17 protein-coding genes and 1 tRNA gene are annotated in these 21,597 nt (G+C 34.7%); 10 read left to right on the forward strand and 8 right to left on the reverse strand.

Going from position 1 to position 21,597, the window contains the following annotated elements:
* Window positions 1–102 precede the first annotated feature (102 nt).
* Window positions 103–912, reverse strand: a complete 810-nt coding sequence (cobA, locus tag C8C85_RS01910; protein ID WP_116795559.1) for a uroporphyrinogen-III C-methyltransferase — start codon at window positions 910–912, stop codon at window positions 103–105.
* A 470-nt stretch (window positions 913–1,382) separates the two neighbouring features.
* Between cobA and C8C85_RS01915 the strand changes: the two genes are divergently transcribed.
* Window positions 1,383–4,382 (forward strand): SusC/RagA family TonB-linked outer membrane protein, encoded by a 3,000-nt coding sequence (locus C8C85_RS01915; protein ID WP_116795560.1) that lies wholly within the window; start codon window positions 1,383–1,385, stop codon window positions 4,380–4,382.
* Window positions 4,383–4,394: 12 nt separating this feature from the next.
* Complete coding sequence (locus C8C85_RS01920; protein WP_116795561.1) at window positions 4,395–5,747, forward strand: RagB/SusD family nutrient uptake outer membrane protein; 1,353 nt, start codon at window positions 4,395–4,397, stop codon at window positions 5,745–5,747.
* 312 nt (window positions 5,748–6,059) lie between these two features.
* On the opposite strand, the gene C8C85_RS01925 is transcribed toward C8C85_RS01920, so the two are convergent.
* Window positions 6,060–7,022 carry an arginase gene (locus tag C8C85_RS01925; RefSeq protein ID WP_116795562.1) on the reverse strand — a complete coding sequence of 321 codons (963 nt, stop codon included), beginning with the start codon at window positions 7,020–7,022 and terminating at the stop codon, window positions 6,060–6,062.
* Window positions 7,023–7,124: 102 nt separating this feature from the next.
* A complete protein-coding gene (rocD, locus tag C8C85_RS01930) occupies window positions 7,125–8,375 on the reverse strand; it encodes an ornithine--oxo-acid transaminase (RefSeq protein WP_165818083.1) in 1,251 nt (416 codons plus the stop codon).
* 237 nt (window positions 8,376–8,612) lie between these two features.
* On the opposite strand from rocD, the gene C8C85_RS01935 reads away from it, so the two are divergent.
* The 7 genes from C8C85_RS01935 to C8C85_RS01965 all read left to right on the forward strand — a co-directional run bounded on the left by C8C85_RS01935 (window position 8,613) and on the right by C8C85_RS01965 (window position 16,547).
* Window positions 8,613–9,065 carry an Lrp/AsnC family transcriptional regulator gene (locus C8C85_RS01935; RefSeq protein WP_116795563.1) on the forward strand — a complete coding sequence of 151 codons (453 nt, stop codon included), beginning with the start codon at window positions 8,613–8,615 and terminating at the stop codon, window positions 9,063–9,065.
* Window positions 9,066–9,078: 13 nt separating this feature from the next.
* Window positions 9,079–10,164 carry a cyanophycinase gene (locus C8C85_RS01940; RefSeq protein ID WP_116795564.1) on the forward strand — a complete coding sequence of 362 codons (1,086 nt, stop codon included), beginning with the start codon at window positions 9,079–9,081 and terminating at the stop codon, window positions 10,162–10,164.
* Window positions 10,165–10,191: 27 nt separating this feature from the next.
* On the forward strand, window positions 10,192–11,058 hold the full coding sequence (locus C8C85_RS01945) for a cyanophycinase (protein ID WP_116795565.1): 867 nt from the start codon (window positions 10,192–10,194) through the stop codon (window positions 11,056–11,058).
* Between the two features lies 1 nt (window position 11,059).
* On the forward strand, window positions 11,060–13,258 hold the full coding sequence (locus C8C85_RS01950) for a penicillin acylase family protein (RefSeq protein WP_116795566.1): 2,199 nt from the start codon (window positions 11,060–11,062) through the stop codon (window positions 13,256–13,258).
* A 106-nt stretch (window positions 13,259–13,364) separates the two neighbouring features.
* A complete protein-coding gene (locus C8C85_RS01955; protein WP_116795567.1) occupies window positions 13,365–14,138 on the forward strand; it encodes a dienelactone hydrolase family protein in 774 nt (257 codons plus the stop codon).
* A gap of 24 nt (window positions 14,139–14,162) precedes the next feature.
* On the forward strand, window positions 14,163–15,179 hold the full coding sequence (locus C8C85_RS01960) for a M28 family peptidase (RefSeq protein WP_116795568.1): 1,017 nt from the start codon (window positions 14,163–14,165) through the stop codon (window positions 15,177–15,179).
* 255 nt (window positions 15,180–15,434) lie between these two features.
* Complete coding sequence (locus tag C8C85_RS01965) at window positions 15,435–16,547, forward strand: PAS domain-containing sensor histidine kinase (protein ID WP_116795569.1); 1,113 nt, start codon at window positions 15,435–15,437, stop codon at window positions 16,545–16,547.
* A 69-nt stretch (window positions 16,548–16,616) separates the two neighbouring features.
* Here C8C85_RS01965 and C8C85_RS01970 read toward each other — a convergent pair whose 3' ends face one another.
* The 5 genes from C8C85_RS01970 to C8C85_RS01990 all read right to left on the reverse strand — a co-directional run bounded on the left by C8C85_RS01970 (window position 16,617) and on the right by C8C85_RS01990 (window position 19,546).
* A complete protein-coding gene (locus tag C8C85_RS01970) occupies window positions 16,617–16,946 on the reverse strand; it encodes a YegP family protein (protein WP_116795570.1) in 330 nt (109 codons plus the stop codon).
* A gap of 139 nt (window positions 16,947–17,085) precedes the next feature.
* Window positions 17,086–17,159 (reverse strand) — tRNA-His (locus C8C85_RS01975).
* Between the two features lie 77 nt (window positions 17,160–17,236).
* Window positions 17,237–17,953 (reverse strand): bacillithiol biosynthesis deacetylase BshB1, encoded by a 717-nt coding sequence (gene bshB1, locus C8C85_RS01980; protein WP_116795571.1) that lies wholly within the window; start codon window positions 17,951–17,953, stop codon window positions 17,237–17,239.
* A 79-nt stretch (window positions 17,954–18,032) separates the two neighbouring features.
* Window positions 18,033–19,115: an isochorismate synthase gene (locus C8C85_RS01985; protein ID WP_116795572.1), complete on the reverse strand. Its 1,083-nt coding sequence runs from the start codon at window positions 19,113–19,115 to the stop codon at window positions 18,033–18,035.
* A 2-nt stretch (window positions 19,116–19,117) separates the two neighbouring features.
* Window positions 19,118–19,546 (reverse strand): PaaI family thioesterase, encoded by a 429-nt coding sequence (locus C8C85_RS01990; RefSeq protein WP_116795573.1) that lies wholly within the window; start codon window positions 19,544–19,546, stop codon window positions 19,118–19,120.
* 144 nt (window positions 19,547–19,690) lie between these two features.
* Here C8C85_RS01990 and C8C85_RS01995 point away from each other — a divergent pair, with 144 nt between their 5' ends.
* On the forward strand, window positions 19,691–21,208 hold the full coding sequence (locus C8C85_RS01995) for a hypothetical protein (protein ID WP_116795574.1): 1,518 nt from the start codon (window positions 19,691–19,693) through the stop codon (window positions 21,206–21,208).
* Window positions 21,209–21,597 lie beyond the last annotated feature (389 nt).

The following is a 21,597-nucleotide window of genomic DNA, read 5'->3' on the forward strand; positions in this document are numbered from 1 at the left end:
TTGGAGGCATTGTTCCCGCTATTTGTTTCAATCTCCCAAAAAAACGGGAGGATTTTCACTGCTATCGGGGCTAAAGGTTAGCATTCTACCTTCTTGTAATCATCAAAAAACATTCAAATTTTGTAAAATAAATTCTTCTTCCAAAAATGCATCGGAAAACATTTCCGCTTTCATATACGAAGTCAAGGTCGAAGCATTTTTAACCACTTCTCCAATAACGATAATCGCTGGTGAAGAAATTTCGTTATTTTTAACTAAATCTTTAATATTACTGATTGTCCCTATAACTTTCTTCTGTGATTTTTGGGTTCCATTTTGAATAATCGCAATCGGTAAATCATCTGTTCTATTGTTTTGGTACAAAGCAACAATCTCATTGAGTTTATTCATTCCCATCAAGATAACAACAGTCGCTGAAGATTGTGAAGCCAAGGCAACATCTTTAGACAATTTATGATCCGAGGTTGTTCCGGTAATTACCCAAAAACTTTCGGCTACTTTTCTTTGTGTCAAACTAATTCCATTGGAAGCTGGCACACCCAATGCAGATGATATTCCAGGAACAATGGCAGTTTCAATTCCAAATTGATGTGCAAAATCTATTTCTTCGCTTCCTCTTCCAAAAACAAAAGGATCTCCCCCTTTTAAGCGAACAACATGACCATACTTTTTGGCCATTGATACAATCAAATCGTTAATTTGATCTTGGCTGTAGGCATGGCAACCAAAACGTTTTCCAACAAATATAATTTCAGCATGTTTGGCATACTGCAATAACTCTTCATTGACCAAGGCATCATACAAAACAACATCAGCTTCTTCTAATGCTTTTATCGCTTTAAGGGTAATCAATTCAACATCACCAGGTCCAGCTCCTACTATTGTTAACTTTGGCTTATTTATTTGTATCATGATCTCAAGGTATAAATGGTACTATTTTTTGAACAACTAAGTATTAATACTTATACAAATGTAAGTATTAATTTTGTATTTGAACTATTCTTTAATACAAAATCATTAATTATAAATACTTACTTCATTACACCAGTAGATTAAGCTCCAAAACATAAAATACAAGGTAAAAAGCAATCAAAAAAACTAGAGTTATAAAAAATTAACTTTATTAAGTGTTTTTTGTTGTAGAATTGAATAAATATTACCCATATTTAAGTCATATTGTTTATTATTTCAAATTATCCCACAACTAACATTTAGATATTTTTTATTTTATTCGATTATTTAGTCAATTTAACTCATTTTTAAACAACAATAAGTGAATAATTCACAATAATGAGGTAAAAAAAGCATTTTATATAAAATATAATTTTTTATTTAACAATATATTATGATATTTGACACAACTAATCATAAAAAAACTAAAAATGAAAATTAATTTTAAATGTTTTTTGGCTTTACTATTCGTACTATTTGTACAAATAGTTAGCGCCCAGGAAATTAAAGTAACCGGAAAAGTTACTGATCAAGCAGGAATGCCAATTCCTGGAGCAAACGTCTTAATAAAAGGGACAAAATCAAGTGTTGAAACTGGCTTTGATGGAGAATTTACCATTGATGCAAAAAAAGGTGACAACTTAATTGTTACTTTCATAGGAATGAGAACGGTTGAACTAGCTGCTTCTTCATCTGTAAATGTTAAAATGGCTAATGCAACAAATGAACTAGAAACTGTACTAGTAGTAGGATATGGTACAGCTACGAAAAAAAAGTCAACTGATGCTACTTCAAGAGTTACTGCCAAAGACATTCAACAAGTTCCAGTTGCCAACGTACAAAATGCATTAGTAGGAAAATTAGCTGGAGTACAAGTCACTCAAACCAACGGAAAAGTCGAAGGCGGTATGAGTGTTCGTGTAAGAGGTGCAGCAAGTATCAGTGCAGGAAAAGAACCATTATATGTATTAGATGGTATTGCTTTAATTACATCAAACGAATCCAGCAATGGAGCGCCAACTAACCCACTACTAACATTGAGTCCAAATGAAATTGAATCTATCGATGTATTAAAAGATGCATCATCAGCAGCAATTTACGGAGCTCGTGGAGGAAATGGAGTTGTATTAATCACAACCAAAAAAGGAAAAGAAGGAAAAGGCACTTTTTCAATCAATCTTGCACAAGGAGCCAGTACTCCGACTCATAAAAAGAAATGGTTGAATTCAGCACAGTATGTAGAATTATTCAGTGAAGCTGCAATAAATGGTTCTGATGGAAAAGGAAATGGAGACATACTGGATGCAGAAGATAAATTTGACAAATTAAATCCAGATTGGAGAAATTCAACAGTTGATACCGACTGGCAGGATGAAGCTTTCCAAAGTGGTTATAATACGGATGCTGACTTTACAGCTTCTGGAGGAGACGCAAAAACAAAATACCTTATGACTGGTGCTTACAATAACACAACAGGGATTGTTTTTGGGAATAATCTTGAGCGACTCACTGGTAGAATTAACCTTTCGCACAAAGTATTGGAGAAACTCAACATCGGAATGAATCTTGGCTATTCGAGATCTGAAATTGACCGTATTCAAAATGACAAAGAATTCACAACTCCTCTTCAAGCGGTTGCACAATCACCCTTATCTCCAACACATTTGGCAGATGGAAGTGTAAATGAAAACACCTTATACACTAACTTTTTATTGTATAAAGACAATGCGTTTTGGAAAACAATTATGAGACGATTAACGGGGAAAATATATGGTGAATATCAAATTATACCTTCGTTAAAATTTAATTCTGACTTCGCCTATGATCTTTTAGCACAGACAGAAGACAACTGGTATGGATCAAAAACAGATGAAGGTAAATCTGTAAACGGTCAAGTTTTTGCTTCCTCAGTAAATAATGAAAATTATGTATGGAGTAATTATTTTACTTATGACAAAACATTTGCCGATGTTCATAATGTAAATGTGGTAGTAGGTATGGAGTATAATAACTCACATAGAAGATTTGAATCGGTTACTGGAATTAATTTTCCAAATGATTCATTCCAAACAGTTGATGGTGCGGCTACAATTTCTGCAGGATCGGGGAATGAAACTGGATACACTTTTGTTTCTCAGTTCGCAAGAGCGAACTACTCGTATGGTAACAAATACTTATTAAAAGCGAGTATTCGTCGTGATGGTTCGTCCCGTTTTGGAAAAAATGAACAATTTGGGACATTTCCCGCATTCTCTGCTGGATGGATTGCTTCTGAAGAAGATTTCCTAAAAGACAATTCAATTGTTTCTTTCTTAAAATTGAAAGGAAGTTGGGGTAAAGTAGGAAATGCCGAAATAGGTAATTTTGCTTCCTTGCAATTGTATGATTCCAATCCTTATGCCTCTGATTCTGGTCTTTCATTTGGCCAAGCAGGAAACAAAAATTTAACCTGGGAAAAATCAGATCAAACTGATGTTGGTTTTGAAATTGGTTTCTTAAATCGATTCAATATAGAAGCCGATTATTACAACAAAAAAACAAATGGCTTGCTTTTCAAAGTTCCATTAGCACTAAGCTCTGGTGCTTCGTCAATTAATCAAAATATTGGTGAAATTGAAAGCTCAGGTTTCGAGTTTTCATTAAATGCAAAAATTGTTGATTCAGATAAATTAAAATGGAATACTAATTTCAATATCACTACCAATCAAACTATAGTAAATTCATTACCAAATAACAATTCAGATATTGTAAACCGTTTTACTGTAAATAGAACTGGAGAGAATGTATCTTCATTTTATTTAGTGGAATTTGCAGGAGTAGATCCATCAAATGGAGATGCTTTATTTGTTAAAAACACTACAAATGCTGATGGTAGTCTAGATAAAAGCACAACCAATGATTATAGTGAGGCAAAAAGAGTTATTACGGGAAATCCTTTTCCTGAGTTAATGGCTGGTTTAACCAATACTATGAATTTTAGCGGTTTTGATTTTTCATTTACTTTACAAGGAGAATGGGGAGCAAGTATATACAATGATGGAGGTAGATTTCAATCTGCATCAGCTGACTATTTTGACAACCAGACAACAGATCAATTAAATCGTTGGCAAAAGCCAGGTGATATAACCAATGTACCACAGGCTAGACTTTTTGGAGGAAACGGTACTCAAGCTTCTACTCGTTATTTGGACAAAGCTGATTTTATCCGTTTGAGAAATCTAACTTTAGGTTACTCACTACCAAAACAAGTAGTATCCAAAATGGCAATGACCTCGGTGCGTTTTTATCTAACAGGAGTAAACTTATTGACTTTCACAGATTACAAAGGATTCGACCCTGAAGCCAGAAGAGATGATAGAGGTATTGGAGAAGAATTTTATTCAGCTCCACCAGCAAAAACTACTGCATTGGGTGTAAATATTAATTTTTAAAAAACTTAAAAGATGAAATCAAATAAATTAATCTTATGTATCATTCTAGCTGTATTTTTTTACAGTTGTGAAGATAAACTTGATATAGAGCCTCAACAAAGTATGAGCGAATCTGCTACTTTAAACTCTGAAGCCGGCGTTACAGGTATTTTAGTTGGTGGCTATGCAACTGCAGCATCAGGAAGTCTCTTTGGAGGAATCAATCTTGTTTGTGCCGAATTATTAGGAACAAATAATGAAATGGGCTTTTATGGCAGTTTTGATGACTTGCAACAGATGTATGATAAAAAAATATATGCTGACAACGGTTATGTAACCGGAATTTATTCAGCAAATTATAAAATCATAAATGCATCAAATACCGTTATAGAAAACATTGCTGTAATAAAAGATCCTGCAAAGCAAAAAACGATGGTTGGAGAAGCTAATTTCTTAAAATCTTTAGCCTATTTTGATTTGGTACGATTCTTTGCTAAGCCTTATGAATTTGGCAAAACAAATAGCCAACTAGGGGTAGTTATAAGACCTAATGCCATTTATGACTTTAGTGCAGATCTATCTAAAGAAAGAAGTTCTGTAGAAGAAGTTTACCAACTAATAATTGACGGATTAAATGTTGCCTATACTAATCTACCAGCGAACAACGGCATTTATGCCAATAAATATTCTGCTAAAGCACTTTTAGCAAGAGTGTATCTGCAACAAGGAAATTATGCAGCAGCACGAGATGCCGCGAACGATGTAATTACCAATGGTGGTTTTGCATTAGCTTCTAATTATGCAAATGCTTTCAACCGTAATGAAAATGGAACAGAAGATGTTTTTGCCATACAAATCACAACACAAACTGGGGACAATCAGCTCAATAATTTCTATGCAGACAAAGCTAACGGAGGAAGAGCAGACATTGAAGTAAACAAAGCTTATGTAAATAAATTTACAAGTAGCACCGACGAAAGAAAATATTTCTTTTACACTGGAGCTGAATATGGAGGAAGAATGACTTCAAAATTCAAAAATGAATTTGGAGATGTACCTTTAATTCGCTTGGCCGAAATGTTCTTAATCCGTGCAGAAGCAAATGTAGCCTTAGGAACAACAGTTGGCGACACTCCATTAAACGATATTAACAAAATAAGAAAAAGAGCACTTGCCGCTCCTTTCGTTACAGTTGATTTGACAACCGTTTTAAAAGAACGTCAACTGGAATTAGGCTTTGAAGGTTTTTTAATACATGACATCAAAAGAACCAAACAAAGTTTAATTGGTATCCCTTATGATGCTGACGAATTAGTATTCCCTATTCCGCTAAGCGAAATGGATACCAATAATAAAATCACTCAAAATCCAGGATACGGAAGTTAACACAACATGTTTCCTAGATTGAATTAAACCATCCGCCTCATCGGATGGTTTTTTTTTGTGTTCTTCCTTAAACAATAAATCTTAAAAAAAAGCTAGATCTGCAATTATTCCAAATTAATATCACTATAAAAATCTATGGAAATTCGAAAAACATAAAGTGGGAATGTTCTAATAATTCTTAATCAAAGTATTTCCTTAAAATGCAATTAAACATATCATTTAATCAACTAAAATCAATAAAAAAAGCCTAAAAACAAAATGCTTTTAGGCGTTACCAAATTCAAAAAAAACAGTAATAACCAAACTAACTTATTATTCGATAGGCAAAACCAAAGTTGCTGTTATGGCTTCCAGAACCTGAAAAGCAGTTTCAGCCATTTTATTACCTTTGGTATCCAATAGCGGATTTACCTCAACTACCTCAATACAAACAACCTTCTTGGACCAAATAATTTGATTAATAATATCAATAATCTCATATTGATCAAATCCCCTTGAAACAGGAGTTCCTGTACCAAACGAAATCAAGTCACAATCCATGGAATCAACATCAAACGAAATATACAATACGTCACAGTGTGATAATTTAGCCAAAGCCTCGTCTACACAAGTTTCTAATCCTCGATAGCGAACCTCATCAACTTTATAGTTTCGAATATGCAGTTTTTCGATTTGCTTGTCCTCTGCTTCTTCGGTATCCCGAACTCCAAAATAAATTAAATTTTCAGCCAATACTTTCGGACCATGAATGCCTATGTTTTTCATTTCGTCCCAATGTTCTTGCGTATCCTTAGCGACATCATTGACCTGACAGTCCAAATTATCGTCACCAAGCACAGCCGCCAATGGCATTCCATGAATATTTCCAGATGGCGTTGTATATGGCGAATGCAAATCTGCATGCGCATCGATCCATATAACGCCAACCGTTTGCGCAGGATAAGCAGCTTTTATACCACTAATGGTTCCCAAAGCTGAAGAATGATCTCCCGATAAAACTATAGGAAAATAATTATTGGTCAAGCTCTTTTTTACTGCATTATTAACACGAGTACATTGTTCAACAACATGTTCTATCCTTTTGGCAACAGAACTACGGTATTTATCATAGATGGATTCGTTATGCGTTTTTACATCTTCAAATTCATATTCATTAAAATAATCACTGTTTTTGTTTATCGCCGCAATCTCTATTGCATCAATCCCCATATCAGATCCACGGGTTCCTGCCCCAATATCCGATCGGTTTTTGATAATCTTTATTACTTTTTGCATCAAAAAATTTATTTTAGTTTCTGAGAATCTAAGTTTCTGAGAATCTAAGAAAAAAACTTAGAATCTCAGAAGCTTAGCAACTTAGTAGCTTTCTTTAGTAACTTATCTAAAATCATTTAAAGCCTTTTCAATAATGACAAGACATTCTTGAATTTGAGCTTCCGTAATAACCAATGGCGGTGCGAAACGTATTTTATTACCATGTGTTGGTTTTGCCAACAATCCATAATCCCTAAAACGAAGACAAATATCCCAAGCCAAATCTGAATCTTCTCCACTATTAATTACAATGGCATTCAACAAACCTTTCCCTCTAACCAAAGCGATTAATGGATTACGTTCAGCAATTTCATTAAGACCTTTTCTCAAAAGGATTCCTAATTTTTCTGCATTTTCAGATAAATTTTCTTCACGCACTACCTCAAGAGCTGCAATGGCAACAGCAGCTGCAATTGGGTTTCCCCCAAAAGTAGAACCGTGTTGACCTGGTTTGATAACATTCATGATTCCATTATTGGCCAAAACTGCAGATACTGGATAAACTCCTCCCGAAATGGCTTTCCCCAAAATCAAGATATCAGGTTGTACATTTTCATGGTGAACTGCCAATAATTTACCTGTTCTGGCAATACCGGTTTGAACTTCATCAGCTATAAACAACACATTATGTGCTTCGCAAAGTGCCTTGGCTTTCGCCAAATAACCGTCGCTAGGAACATAAACTCCAGCTTCCCCCTGAATTGGTTCTACCAAAAAACCTGCAATATTCTTAGAAGATTTCAAAACATTCTCCAAAGCTTCAGTGTCATCGTATGGTATTTTTATAAATCCTTCCGTGAAAGGACCAAAGCTTTTTCTTGCTCCTTCATCATTTGAAAAAGAAATAATAGTTGTTGTTCTTCCGTGGAAATTATTTTCGCATACAATAATTTGCGCTTGATTTTCAGCAATTCCTTTTACTTCATAAGCCCATTTTCTACATAATTTCAAAGCCGTTTCTACAGCTTCAGCACCGGTATTCATAGGCAACACTTTATCAAACCCAAAATAATTGGTTACATATTCCTCATAAACCCCTAATTGGTCATTATGAAATGCACGTGAAGTCAAAGTCAATCGCTGCGCTTGTTCGATCATTGCCCCAACAATTTTTGGATGACAGTGTCCTTGGTTCACCGCTGAATAAGCAGATAAGAAATCAAAATATTTTTTCCCATCAACATCCCATACATAAACACCTTCACCTCTCTCCAAAACAACCGGTAGTGGATGGTAATTATGAGCACCATATTTATTTTCTTTTTCAATTAAAACTTCCGATTTTGAAGAAAGTTCTTGTGTTGCATGTATCATAATTCTTTTTTTTATTAAAAACTCTACACAAAAGTAGCAAAAATTTTTTATTTACCAAATAAAATATTAATTTTGACTTAAATATTGATTTTTTAGGTTAAAAATAGTTTTATTTTTTAAATATAAAGTCATTTTACTAATGTTAGAATTCATTTTATAGTTTGGTATAGCATATACTTAAAAAATAATTACTTTTATAATTGAAAAAAAAAGTGATTTTAACTTAAAAAACTAGAAATGGACATATTAGATGAATTTGACATCAGCATTATTAAAGAGTTAGAGAAAGATGGTAGAATGGCCTTTTCGGCAATTGCAAACAATCTTAAAATATCGAATACAATGGTGCATCAACGCATCAATAGATTAATAGAACAAGAAATCATTACAGGTATAAAACCAGTATTGAACGAAAAAAAAATTGGTTATGATTGGGGTTCTTTTACAGGAATTACTTTAAACAAAGACCAAGACTCTAATAAAGTCATTGAAGCTTTAAAAAACATACCCGAAGTAACCGAATGTTATTTCATTACCGGATCTTTTACACTATACATTAAATTGATAGCCAAAGATCATGAGCATATGAGAAAATTACTTTATGAAAAAATAGACAATATACCAGGCATTGCCAAAACCGATTCTATCATCGAGTTAGGTTGTGCTTTTAAGCGAAACGTAACTTTATAAACCACTATAAAAAATGTCTTCAAATCCATTCATTAAAACCACAAAAAAAATTGCATTTATTTCATCTTGTTTAAGTTTAGCCTTCTTGCTGCTTTCCTGTGACAGTAATCAAAGCGAATCAATTCCTACTCCAAAACCTACATTCAAATTACCATCATCTATAGGTATAGTAGGAGACACCAGTAATGTAAATGTATCATCAAGTTTTGGAACGGTTTTAATGGGTGGATCAACTGATGTTGATGCCGCTATGAAATGGATGATCAACAAAAGTAGAGGAGGCGATGTCATAGTATTAAGAGCAACAGGTAGCACTGGATATAATCAATATCTATATGACTTGGTAAAAGCAGATGGTAAAAGTCAAGTCAACTCAGTTGAAACCTTATTAATCAATAGTGCAGAATTAGCCAACAACCCAAAAGTTGCAGAAAGAATTAAACAAGCCGAAATGGTTTTTATAGCTGGTGGTGACCAATTCAATTACATCAGTTATTGGAAAAACACTTTAGTAGAAGACGCATTGAATTATTTGATAACGACAAAAAAAATTCCCATTGGTGGAACGAGCGCTGGTTGTGCCATTATGGGCGATGCTGTATATACCGCAGAAAAGGGTTCTGTAACCTCTGCTGAAGCACTTGCAAATCCATATAACGCAAACATGACAATACAAAGGGATTTTGTAAACAATCCGTATTTGAAAAACACCATTACCGATACACATTACAACAATCCAGACCGAAAAGGCAGACACTTTACTTTTCTGGCTCGTTTACTAAAAGATTTTTCAATTACAACTCCAAAAGGAATTGGCGTTGAAGAAGAAACAGCTGTTTGCATAGATGAAAATGGTAAAGCAATCGTATTTGGAAACGGAACCGCTTACTTTTTAAATGCAAAAGAAGGCGCTCCTGAAAACTGCTCCTCTGCAACTCCTTTAAATTGGGTTATAAACAAAAAAGCCGTTCAAGTATATACCATTTCAGGAAATAATACTTCAGGCAATGGCAGTTTTGATCTTACTAATTGGTCAACTGTTTCAGGTGGAACTTATAAAAATATGTATTGTACAAATGGAGTACTTACTATTGAATAACTATAAATCCTTCTAAAACAAAAAACTATGAACACCAATCAAATAACCAGCAGAACTATTTTAAAATTATTCCCATTATTCCTAATATTTTTGCTTTGCAACTTCAATCAAGCACAAACTCCAAAAGGAAAACTTTTTATTATTGGTGGAGGAAACCGCTCAGACAAACTAATGACTCAGCTTTTATCAATTTCCGGTTTACAAAAAAAAGATTATATTGTTGTCTTACCGATGTCAAGTGAAGAGCCTGATAGTGCTTATATTTATTTCAAAGAACAAGTTCAGAAATTAACACCTAATCGTATTGTAATGTTAAATTTCAACAAACAGACGGCAACAAATCCTGTTTTAGTTGATTCATTACAAAAAGCTAAACTTATTTTTATAAGTGGTGGTGATCAAACCCGATTTATGGGAATAGTAAGCAAAACTCCTGTTTTCAATGCCATACATAAAGCTTATCAAAACGGAAGCACCATTGCAGGAACGAGTGCAGGAGCAGCGGTCATGTGTGAACATATGATTACCGGAAACCAAAAACTGGAAACAAAATACACAGAAACCTTTAATAATATACGATATGACAATCTAGAAACTGCCGAAGGTTTAGGCTTGATCAAAAATGTAATTATAGATCAGCATTTTCTCAAAAGAAGTCGTTACAACCGACTCCTTTCCGGATTGGTTGAATTCCCTACTCACATCGGCATAGGTATAGACGAAAGTACCGCAATAATTGTACGCAATAAAGAAATTGAAATTGCTGGAGAAAGCGAAGTCATTGTCGTTCAAAATCCAAACGAAATCACAAAGGCGCCTAGAAACAATGCCATAGGAATCAAAAAATTAGAAATGGGTATTTACTACGAAGGTCAAAAATTCAAAATCAAATAATATGCTTAATTACAAAAATATTGTCAGAGCCGGAATGCTGTTTTTTTGCTTTTCTTTAATTGGTTATGCCCAAAAATTGGACTCCAAAGAAATAAACAGATTGAACAAAATTGGCCAACAGGTTACTATCATTCGAGACAATTGGGGGATTGCACACATCTACGGAAAAACTGATGCTGATGCTGTTTTTGGCATGCTTTATGCACAATGTGAAGATGATTTCAAGAGAGTAGAAATGAATTACATAGACAAACTTGGCCGCCTTGCGGAAGTAAAAGGCCATTCCGTTTTATATAATGACTTAGAAACTAGATTATTAATTGATGTCGATGAAGCTAAAACCGACTACAAGAATGCAGCTCCTTGGCTAAAAAAATTATTGAATAGTTACGCTGATGGTATAAACTACTATTTGCACAAACATCCTGAAGTAAAACCTTTGATGCTCAATCATTTCGAACCTTGGTATCCTTTACTTTGGACGGACGGAAGCATTGGAGCAATTAGTACAGCCGACTTATCCAATGCTGAACTAAAATCTTTTTATGGAGGTGCTGATAAATTGACTTATGTCGAAAAAGTAAAGGATATGCAAACGGGTTCGAATGGTTTTGCAATCGCTCCCTCAAAAACAGCAAGTGGAAATGCTATTTTATACATCAATCCGCACACAACCTTTTACTTTAGACCCGAAATACAAATTAACAGTGAAGAAGGGTTGAATGCCTATGGAGCGGTAACTTGGGGGCAATTTTTTATCTACCAAGGTTTTAATGAAAATTGCGGCTGGATGCACACCTCTTCGAATGTCGATGTTGCCGATATGTACGCTGAAAAAATCGTAACCAAAAACAATAAACTGTTTTACGAATATGATTCAAAATTATATCCGGTTATAGAAAAGAAAATTACCATCAGTTATTTAGAAAAAGGCAAATTAGTTCCTAAAACTTTTACCACTTATTTTACCAATAACGGCCCAATAATGGCAAAAAGAGACGGAAAATGGATTAGTCTAAAATCCAACAACCGTTCGATGAAAAGTTTGGAGCAAAGTTGGTTGCGAACAAAATCCAAAAACTTTGATGACTATAAAAAAGGAATGGAATTGAAAGCCAACACTTCAAATAATACCGTATATGCAGACAATAAAGGAAATATTGCCTACTGGCACGGTAATTTTATTCCTATTCGAAATAAAGACCTAGACTGGGGTAAAGTTGTTGACGGATCTACTTCGGCAACACAATGGAAAGGTTTGCACGATCCTTCCGAAACCGTACATCTTTTCAATCCTAATAACGGATGGTTACAAAACTGCAATTCAACTCCCTACAGTGTTGCCGGAATCAACAGTCCAAAAGAAGGCGATTATTTGCCATACATGGCTCCCGACGGAGAGAATTTTAGAGCAATAAATGCTGTTCGTCTTTTAAGTAAAGGAAACAGTTATACATTAGACAAAGTAATTGCCGATGGCTACGATACAAAACTTTCTATTTTTGAAGTATTAATTCCGGCCTTGGTTTCTAGTTTTGAAAAAAACATACAACCCGAAAATCCAATGTACAAAGAGTTAATAGAACCAATTACGCTATTAAAAAAATGGGACTATTATGCCAACGAAAGTTCTGTAGCCACAACATTGGCCAATGAATGGGGATACAAACTAAACCCAATTATACAAAAAGTGTATATAGACGAAGGCGAAATGGATCAAGTAGAAAACACTATTGAATTTGCAAAAACCGCAACCGCCGATCAACTTATTCCTCAGTTACAAACTGTGGTAAGTGAATTAAAAACAAAATTTGGAACTTGGCAAATCCCTTGGGGAGACCTTAACAGATTTCAGCGTTCTTCCGGAGACATTGATTTAGCTTTTAATGACACGCTCGAAAGTTTACCAATAGGAAATGGACCAGCACTTTGGGGAAGTTTACCAGCATATAAAAGTAGCTATCAAAACGGAACCAAAAAGCGATACGGTTATAATGGAAATAGTTTTGTTTGCGCCGTTGAATTTGGCCCAAAAATAAAAGCCAAATCACTTTTGGCAGGAGGAAATAGCGGTGATCTAAAATCAAAACACTTTATGGATCAAGCCGTAATGTACCAAAAAGGCCTGTTCAAGGATGTTTTATTTTACAGGGAAGACATTGAAAAAAATGCCGAACGCACCTACCATCCTGGAGAATAATTCATAAAACACTTCACTTTTATAATCCAAACAAAACCTTGAAAGAAGTAACTTTCAAGGTTTTTTTATAACATTATTATTCAGATATTTGTAAAAAAATAAAGCCATGAAAAATTTAAAATTTATAATTTTAGGAATGGTATTGTTTGGTGGTCAATCTTTTGCACAATTAAAACCAGTACAATACAAAGATGGTAGCCAAATTCTGAATGGTTTTAAGATTGCACCTATAAAGAGCAGTACCCAAAAACCGGGTATCTTAATCTTGCCGGCATGGAAGGGAATTGACAAACTCTCCAAAGACACCGCCGACAAACTTTCGAAAATGGGGTATTATGCCTTTATAGCCGATATTTACGGCGAAGGGAATTACCCAAAAGACAATAATGAAGCCGGAAATAATGCAGGTTTCTACAAAAAAAACTTTGAAGCTTATCAAAAACGCATTTCTTTAGCTTTACAACAATTAATTGCAGCCGGAGCAAATCCAGAAAACATTGTCGTTATTGGATATTGTTTTGGAGGAACTGGAGCACTTGAAGCAGCCCGTGGTCATCTGAATGTAAAAGGAGTCGTCTCTTTTCATGGAGGTTTAGGCAAGGATGATTTAAGATCCACAGAGCCTATTACCGCAAAAGTTTTGGTATGTCATGGAGCCGACGACCCTTATGAATCAACCGAAGAAATCTTAGCTTTCCAAAAAGAAATGAAAGATTCAAAAGCCGATTGGCAAATGATTTATTATGCCAATGCTGTCCATTCCTTTACCAATCCAGAATCTGGAAATGACAATTCAAAAGGTGCTGCCTATAATGAAAAAGCAGCTAAACGTTCTTTCGAGCATTTCAAACTATTCATAAACGAAGTATTAAAAAAATAATAACTTAATTATCCCAATCTCTAAATGAAAAAAGTCCTAGCCCTCTTGTTGTTTATCACAACTATTTCCAGTTTTGCTCAAAAAAAAGCGGTCAACAACGATGACCCGACCAAGTTCATGAACACCATAACAGCCGATAAGCTAAAAACCAGACTTTATATTGTCGCTTCTGATGAAATGGAAGGTCGCGATACAGGATCCAAAGGACAAAAAAAAGCCGGAAATTATCTTATCAGCCAATACAAAAAAAGCAAAATATCCTATCCAAAAGGAGCTACGAACTATTACCAGCCAGTACCAGCTTCATACTTGAATGCCAAACGCAACGAAAACTTGCCAGATTCAGAGAACATCTGGGCTTACATTGAAGGTTCTGAAAAACCAGACGAGGTTTTGGTAATTTCAGCGCATTATGACCACGTTGGTGTAAAAAACGGTGACGTATATAATGGTGCCGATGACGATGGTTCCGGTACAGTTGCTGTTCTTCAAATTGCCGAAGCTTTTCAAAAAGCAAAAAAGGAAGGACACGGCCCTAAACGTTCCATACTGTTTCTTCATGTAACTGGCGAAGAACACGGTTTGCACGGATCACGTTTCTACTCCGAAAATCCATTGTTTCCTATAGCTAATACTATAGCCGATATCAATATTGACATGATAGGCCGTCGCGACATAGAACATGCAAATACCAACAATTATGTATATGTAATTGGTGCCGATAGATTATCAAGCGATTTGCACAACATCACAGTTGCACAAAACGACAAATACACACATTTAGACTTGGATTTCAAATTCAACGACCCAAAAGATCCAAATCATTTCTATGAGCGCTCAGACCACTATAACTTTGCTAAAAACGGAATTCCAGCCGTATTTCTTTTCAACGGAGTTCATGCCGATTATCACCAAAAATCAGATGAGCCTAACAAAATTGAATATGATGCTTTAGCAAAAAGAGCACAACTGGCTTTTGTAATTGCTTGGGATTTGGCAAACAGATCTGAAAGAATTGTAGTTGACAAAGCTATTCAATAAATAAATAGATCTACCCAAAAAAAAGGAGCTTCGAAGAAATTTGAAGCTCCTTTTTCCTTATAAACTACTTTTTTCCCAGATTACAATTAAACAAAACAAATCCAATTAATTTGGAGTTCTATCGTACGTTATGTAATTTAGCCCACTCGAATATATTCGCTGCTAAAAAACTAATAATAACTGCGAAACTTCGTTGAAAATCTTCCCGTTTTTGAGTCCAAAAAACAAAAACACTAACATTTGTAGTAATAGATAATGGCAAAAAAAACAAATTCAATTTTGGATTCAAACAACCATATATTCGAACATTTCTTCGAACTATCAGCTGATTTATTATGCATAGCAGGATTTGATGGTTTTTTCAAAAAAATAAATCCCGCGGTTACTGAATTATTAGGCTACACTAAAGAAGAACTATTTTCAAAACCCATAAACGAGTTTGTTTATACCGAAGATCAAGATTACACCTCAAAAGTCCGTAAAGAACTACTTAACAATAAACCGTTGTTGAATTTCGAAAATCGATATGTAACAAAAAGCGGGAACATTGTATGGCTCTCGTGGACATCCATGCCAATAACTGATGAAAAATTAGTTTATGCAGTTGCCAAAAATATCACGCACAACAAAAAACTAGAAGAGGAACGAAATTTACTTCTCTCAAAAATTACAAAAATCAATAAAGACCTCAAAAAATTAAGCTATACCAGTTCCCATGATTTAAGATCACCTGTAAACAATCTGCTTTCTATTTTTAGTCTTTTAGATGTTTCAAAAATTGAAGATTCCGAAACTCTGCAATTTATTGAACTGTTGAAGTCAACCAGCGAAAGCTTAAAACAGGCTTTAAATGATTACGTAGATATTTTAATTCATGAAGATAATGTAATTACCCAAGTTGAAGAATTAGACTTGAGTGAATCGCTAAACACAGTAATACAAACCATAAGTTCTTTGATTCAAAATTCAAAGGTCACGATTAATGTTGATTTTAGAGAACTTGAAAAAGTAAATTTCAATAAATCATACCTAGAAAGCATATTCCTGAATTTAATAACCAACTCCATAAAATATGCCAAACCTGGCAGTTCACCTAGTATTTCTATACATTCAAAAAGGACAAATGGAATCGATCAATTGATTTTTTCTGATAACGGTCTTGGTTTTGATATGGAACTTGTAAAAGACAAAGTTTTTGGCTTGCACCAAAAATTCCACAACCATATTGACAGCAAAGGAATCGGTCTGTATTTAATAAACAACCACATTACCAGTTTGGGTGGTAAAATTGAAGTGGAGAGTAAAGTTAATGAGGGAGCAAAATTTACTATATCGTTTAAAAAAGATTCACCCCAAACAAAATCATAACACGAAAATTTATTCCACAAAAAAGCTTCGAATTTCTTCGAAGCTTTTTTGTGGAATCATTATAATTGATTACAAATCTTCTTTTACATCAGCATCGGGTGCATTTTTCTTTACGGAGTCAATTCCGTTGTCACGTGCTGCAGCCGATTCATACATTTCACTGCTACCTATAATTTGACCGTTACTCGCTTTAAGATTGAAATAAAGCTTTCCATTTTTGGCTTCCAATTTATCAAATCTTTCATCCACTTGAGAATTCTTTCTCACAGACTCTATTCCGTTTTCACAAGCTGCTTTAGATGCATATCCTTCACTTGCAAGAATAACTTGTCCATTTCCTGCTTTTAAAACAAACTGAAATTCATCATTCTTTCTTTTGCTAACTAAAAATGTTCCCATATATTTTTACTAAATTGATTAATTATAAGCAATTTAGTAAAATCTAATTTATTTTAATTCAAGAAATTAATATTTATTATTACACGAAACTTAACTCCACAAAAAAAGCCCCGAATTACTTCGAGGCTTTTGCCTTTTGGGTGGATGACCGGGTTCGAACCGGCGACCCTCGGCACCACAAACCGATGCTCTAACCAGCTGAGCTACAACCACCATTTGTGCTTAGCGGTTGCAAATATAGAACAAATGTTTACTTCTACAAACAAAAAATTAAAAAAAATTCAGCAAATTTACTTCAAATCTCCTAAACTATTGACTGCCAAATACCTTTCAACTGTAAAACCTTCGGCATGTTCAACGCCAGTTAGCCTCCCTAAATCCCTAGAACGGTAATTCAGGCTTTCCAAGAAGTTTTTACTCGATATTGGCGACTCAGGCTCATTAGAATTAGGATCATAAAATTGCGAACGGTACGCCAAAATAGATTCGATTTTCTTATCAGTAAACCCAGTAATATCCACTACAAAATCTGGTTCTATGTTTTTCCATTGTATATAATGGTAAACCACTTTGGGTCTCCAAGGTTTTTGGATTTCACCATCAAGAACCGTTTCAATTTTCATCAAACCAGATAAAAAACAAGCATCCGAAACTAATTTACTTCCTTTTCCGTGATCAATATGTCTATCGTCAATCGCATTGCATAATACAATCTCAGGTTGATACTTTCTGATCATCTTTATGATTTCCAATTGATGCTTTTCGTCATTGACAAAAAAACCATCCCTCATATTCAAATTCTCACGAACGGAAACCCCTAATATCTTCGCAGCGGCATTTGCTTCCTGATCGCGAATTTCAGCTGAACCTCGCGTACCTAGTTCACCACGGGTTAAATCAATAACCCCTACCTTTTTACCCAAAGAAACCTCTTTTAAAATTGTTCCGGAACATCCCAATTCTACATCATCGGGATGTGCTCCAAAAGCCAGTATATCTAATTTCATCTATGTTTTATTTTAATTATTTTCAATGGTAATTTCAATAGCAATTAAAAATCTTAAATCGTTGATCTTCATTCTAAAATCAAAAATCAAAAACCCTCTTCATCGTCATTGACTTATTTACGCTTTCCTCCCACTCTTTTTCGGGGATGCTGTCTTTTGTAATTCCGCAACCCATGAATAAATTGGCTTTTGCCGTTTTGAGATCAAAACCCATTTCAATTTCCATACAACGCAAATTGACAAACAAATCAGAACTAGTTTTATCCGATGTGGAGCTGCTGTTCAATTCTCCCAAATAACCGGTGTAAAAAGTCCTGTCGTAATTTTCATTGTCCAAAATAAACTGTTTGGATTCCAGTTTTGGCAAACCACAAACTGCAGGAGTCGGATGCAATAAACCAATAACTTCGTTCAAATTCTGTACCGAATTCAATTGACCCGAGATATCTGTTTTTATATGCCAAATACTTCCCGCTTTTACACTATAAGGTTCCGAAACCAAAATTGAATTTGAGACTTTATTCAACTCCGAGACAATATAATCGGTAACGAATTGCTGCTCCTGTTTTTCCTTATCCGCCCACACAACTTCCTCATAACCAGTATTTTTTTGTGTTCCAGCTAAAGCCATTGTTTTAAAAATATCTTCTTCCACTTTTAACAATTGCTCGGGTGTTGCACCCATCCAAATTCCAATTTTTGGATGAAAAAAGCAATACACAAAAGTCGCAGGATATAATTGAACTAAGTTTTTAAAATTGGTAACCAAATCAAAATCAAGTAAGTAAATAGTTTCCTTTCGAGACAAAACTACTTTCTGAAATTCATTTTCTTGTATCGCTTCAATTCCTTTAGCAACTAATCTTTCAAAATTTGTCTTGATAATTTCATCAGGAGAAACAAAATCTTTTTCATTTTCAGAAAGTTCTTTTTTATCAAATACAAAATGCTTGATTTCGGAATACTCTTCAGGAATAATATATTTTTTATGTCCGTCGAAAGAAGAAAAAACAAAACCTTTTTCAGTAAAATCAACTACATCATACAAATTATCATTTTGCTGAAACATTCCAATTATAGCATCCGAATTGGGCTTGCAATACAAAACAAAAGGCAAGTTTTGCTGTAGTTGCTGTTTCACTTTTTCAAAAAAATCATTCATAATTATTGTTTCTCTTTCGTCAAAACCATATTCGTCAATTTGCAAAGCGAAACTAAATTCCCAGCTTCATCCGTGATTTTAATTTCCCAGAGATGCAAGCTTCTTCCTTTATGGATAATACGGGCAGTACCAAAAACAAAGCCTTCACGAATACTTTTTAAATGATTCGCTGAAATTTCGATACCACGTACTTCTTGGTTTTTATCATTAATAAAAAAATGCGAAGCGGCACTCCCAACGCTTTCTGCCAAAGCCACCGAAGCACCTCCGTGCAGCAAACCCATTGGCTGATGTACAGATGAATTCACAGGCATTTTGGCAACAAGAAATCCTTCGCCAGCATCTATAAACTCGATATTTAGCGTCTCCATCAAAGTATTTTTGGAAAACTGATTGCAATATTCGAGCATTTTATCTTTATCTATTAGCATATCTTGATTTTAAAGATTGTAAAAATACGCTAAATTGATAATTCAAAAAAGAAATAAATGAAATGCTAAAGAAACTAAAAATCTAATCCCTCGAACAAACCCAAAAATCTAATTTATTGTTATTTTTACAAAAAATAAAACGAAATGCGTCGAATCACCTTACTGTTTTTAACTGGAATTATACTTTCATTTTGCTCTTGTCGTAGTGATTTTGAAACCGTGGCCAGTACTGGTGATTTAACTTTTTCAAAAGACACGGTTTATTTGGATACGGTTTTCACCAATTTGAGTTCGAGTACATACGCCCTAAAAGTGTATAACCATTCCAAAAATGACATCAATATACCGATCATTAAATTTGCCAATGGAGCAAACTCAAGATACAGAATGTCCGTTGATGGTGCTCAGGGTAATCAAGGAAAGATGTTCGAAAATGTTACACTATTAGCCAAAGACAGCTTGTATATCTTTATAGAAACAACCGTAGAAAGTGACAACACTACCCCAACCGAATTTCTATATACCGACCAAATTGAATTTGACAGTGGCGCGAATCTTCAGAAAGTGGAATTAGTAACTTTGGTGCAAGACGCCATTTTATTACACCCAAACCGCAATGCAGACGGAACTACAGAAACGCTACCAATTGGGAATGAAAAAATAAGTGGATTTTATTTGGACAAAAATGACCCAATTCATGGTAATGAACTTATTTTTACTAATAAAAAAGCCTATGTGATTTACGGATACGCTGCCGTTCCCGAAGCAGAAACCGTGACTTTTGAACCAGGAGCAAGAGTATATTTTCATTCTGATTCCGGCCTTATCGTACCCAAAAATGCTTCAATACACATTAATGGAAGTACATCCACAACTGATAAACTAGAAAATGAAGTGATTTTCGGCGGTGATCGCCAGCAACCGGATTTTGGTTATATTCCGGGACAATGGGGCACTATTTGGTTGCAAAACGGAAGCACCAATAACACAATTCAAAATCTAACACTCAAAAATGCTACTGTTGGACTATTTATCGAAGGCAATGACGGAACAACCATGCCTATAAAAAACACACAGATTTATAATTGCACCCATTATGGAATTCAAGCCAAAAATGCTTTAATCGAGGGAGAAAATATTGCTATTAATTACACAGGACAAGCCAGCTTAGCCTGTACTTACGGAGGAAATTACAAATTCACACACTCAACCTTCAACAACGACTGGTCTAGTCCTGAACAAGCGGCAGTTTATATTAGCAATTATATAGATGGTGCCACTCCAGAAACCAGGGACCTTACTGGAGCAACATTCAACAATTGTATCATTTACGGTTCGTATTCGAACGAAATGCTTTTGGACAAAAAATCGGGGGCTGCTTTCGTATACCAATTCAATAATTGTTTAATCAAATCAAACAACACCAAAGATCCAGATTATCAATTCGACACTGATCCCGTTCATTATAATACTATTATTCTAAACAAAGACCCAAAATTCTTTAATCCCAATATCAACAATTTCAATATCGACGATACTTCTTCCGCTTTCGCAAAAGGAAATTCAACTTATTTAATACCACTTGACATACTAGGAATTACCAGAACACTTCCACCAGATTTGGGGGCTTATCAAAGTAAACCGTTTCCGAAAAGCAAGTAAGATTACAACACAGATTGCACAGATTAACACAAATTTCTTTGTCTAAAAAAAATACACAAACTTCTCATCCTGAGTTCATTTACCCCCAGATTCAGCATTAGAATTTATTACGCAGAGGCACAAAGGTTCGCAAAGTTTTTTAAGCTCTATTCAAAGAATTTCATTTTCCTTTGCGCATCTTTGCTAGTCCTTTGCCCAACTTCGCGGCATTTTTTCTAACGCGGAATCTAGGTTTATTGTTTTTCAAAACAGAAAGGCCTGGCATTGTTCTTTCTCGCGAAGGCGCAAAGACGCAAAATTAAAACCGTTTTCTTTGCGGCTTAGCATCTTTGCGAGAGCTCTATTTTGAAAAATTCTACTCAGAATTCGTGCTAATTTGTGAAATTCGT

It is taken from the genome of Flavobacterium sp. 103, assembly GCF_003096795.1.
Taxonomy (GTDB): Bacteria; Bacteroidota; Bacteroidia; order Flavobacteriales; family Flavobacteriaceae; genus Flavobacterium.

Excerpts from the sequence above, each read along its gene's own strand:
- C8C85_RS01955 (WP_116795567.1), top strand. The coding sequence starts at position 13,365 with ATGAAAAATTTAAAATTTATAATTTTAGGAATGGTATTGTTTGGTGGT.
- C8C85_RS01965 (WP_116795569.1), top strand. The coding sequence starts at position 15,435 with ATGGCAAAAAAAACAAATTCAATTTTGGATTCAAACAACCATATATTC.
- C8C85_RS01960 (WP_116795568.1), top strand. The coding sequence starts at position 14,163 with ATGAAAAAAGTCCTAGCCCTCTTGTTGTTTATCACAACTATTTCCAGT.
- C8C85_RS01990 (WP_116795573.1), bottom strand. The coding sequence starts at position 19,546 with ATGCTAATAGATAAAGATAAAATGCTCGAATATTGCAATCAGTTTTCC.
- C8C85_RS01985 (WP_116795572.1), bottom strand. The coding sequence starts at position 19,115 with ATGAATGATTTTTTTGAAAAAGTGAAACAGCAACTACAGCAAAACTTG.
- C8C85_RS01925 (WP_116795562.1), bottom strand. The coding sequence starts at position 7,022 with ATGCAAAAAGTAATAAAGATTATCAAAAACCGATCGGATATTGGGGCA.
- cobA (WP_116795559.1), bottom strand. The coding sequence starts at position 912 with ATGATACAAATAAATAAGCCAAAGTTAACAATAGTAGGAGCTGGACCT.
- C8C85_RS01970 (WP_116795570.1), bottom strand. The coding sequence starts at position 16,946 with ATGGGAACATTTTTAGTTAGCAAAAGAAAGAATGATGAATTTCAGTTT.
- C8C85_RS01950 (WP_116795566.1), top strand. The coding sequence starts at position 11,060 with ATGCTTAATTACAAAAATATTGTCAGAGCCGGAATGCTGTTTTTTTGC.
- C8C85_RS01915 (WP_116795560.1), top strand. The coding sequence starts at position 1,383 with ATGAAAATTAATTTTAAATGTTTTTTGGCTTTACTATTCGTACTATTT.
- C8C85_RS01920 (WP_116795561.1), top strand. The coding sequence starts at position 4,395 with ATGAAATCAAATAAATTAATCTTATGTATCATTCTAGCTGTATTTTTT.
- C8C85_RS01935 (WP_116795563.1), top strand. The coding sequence starts at position 8,613 with ATGGACATATTAGATGAATTTGACATCAGCATTATTAAAGAGTTAGAG.
- bshB1 (WP_116795571.1), bottom strand. The coding sequence starts at position 17,953 with ATGAAATTAGATATACTGGCTTTTGGAGCACATCCCGATGATGTAGAA.
- C8C85_RS01995 (WP_116795574.1), top strand. The coding sequence starts at position 19,691 with ATGCGTCGAATCACCTTACTGTTTTTAACTGGAATTATACTTTCATTT.
- rocD (WP_165818083.1), bottom strand. The coding sequence starts at position 8,375 with ATGATACATGCAACACAAGAACTTTCTTCAAAATCGGAAGTTTTAATT.
- C8C85_RS01945 (WP_116795565.1), top strand. The coding sequence starts at position 10,192 with ATGAACACCAATCAAATAACCAGCAGAACTATTTTAAAATTATTCCCA.
- C8C85_RS01940 (WP_116795564.1), top strand. The coding sequence starts at position 9,079 with ATGTCTTCAAATCCATTCATTAAAACCACAAAAAAAATTGCATTTATT.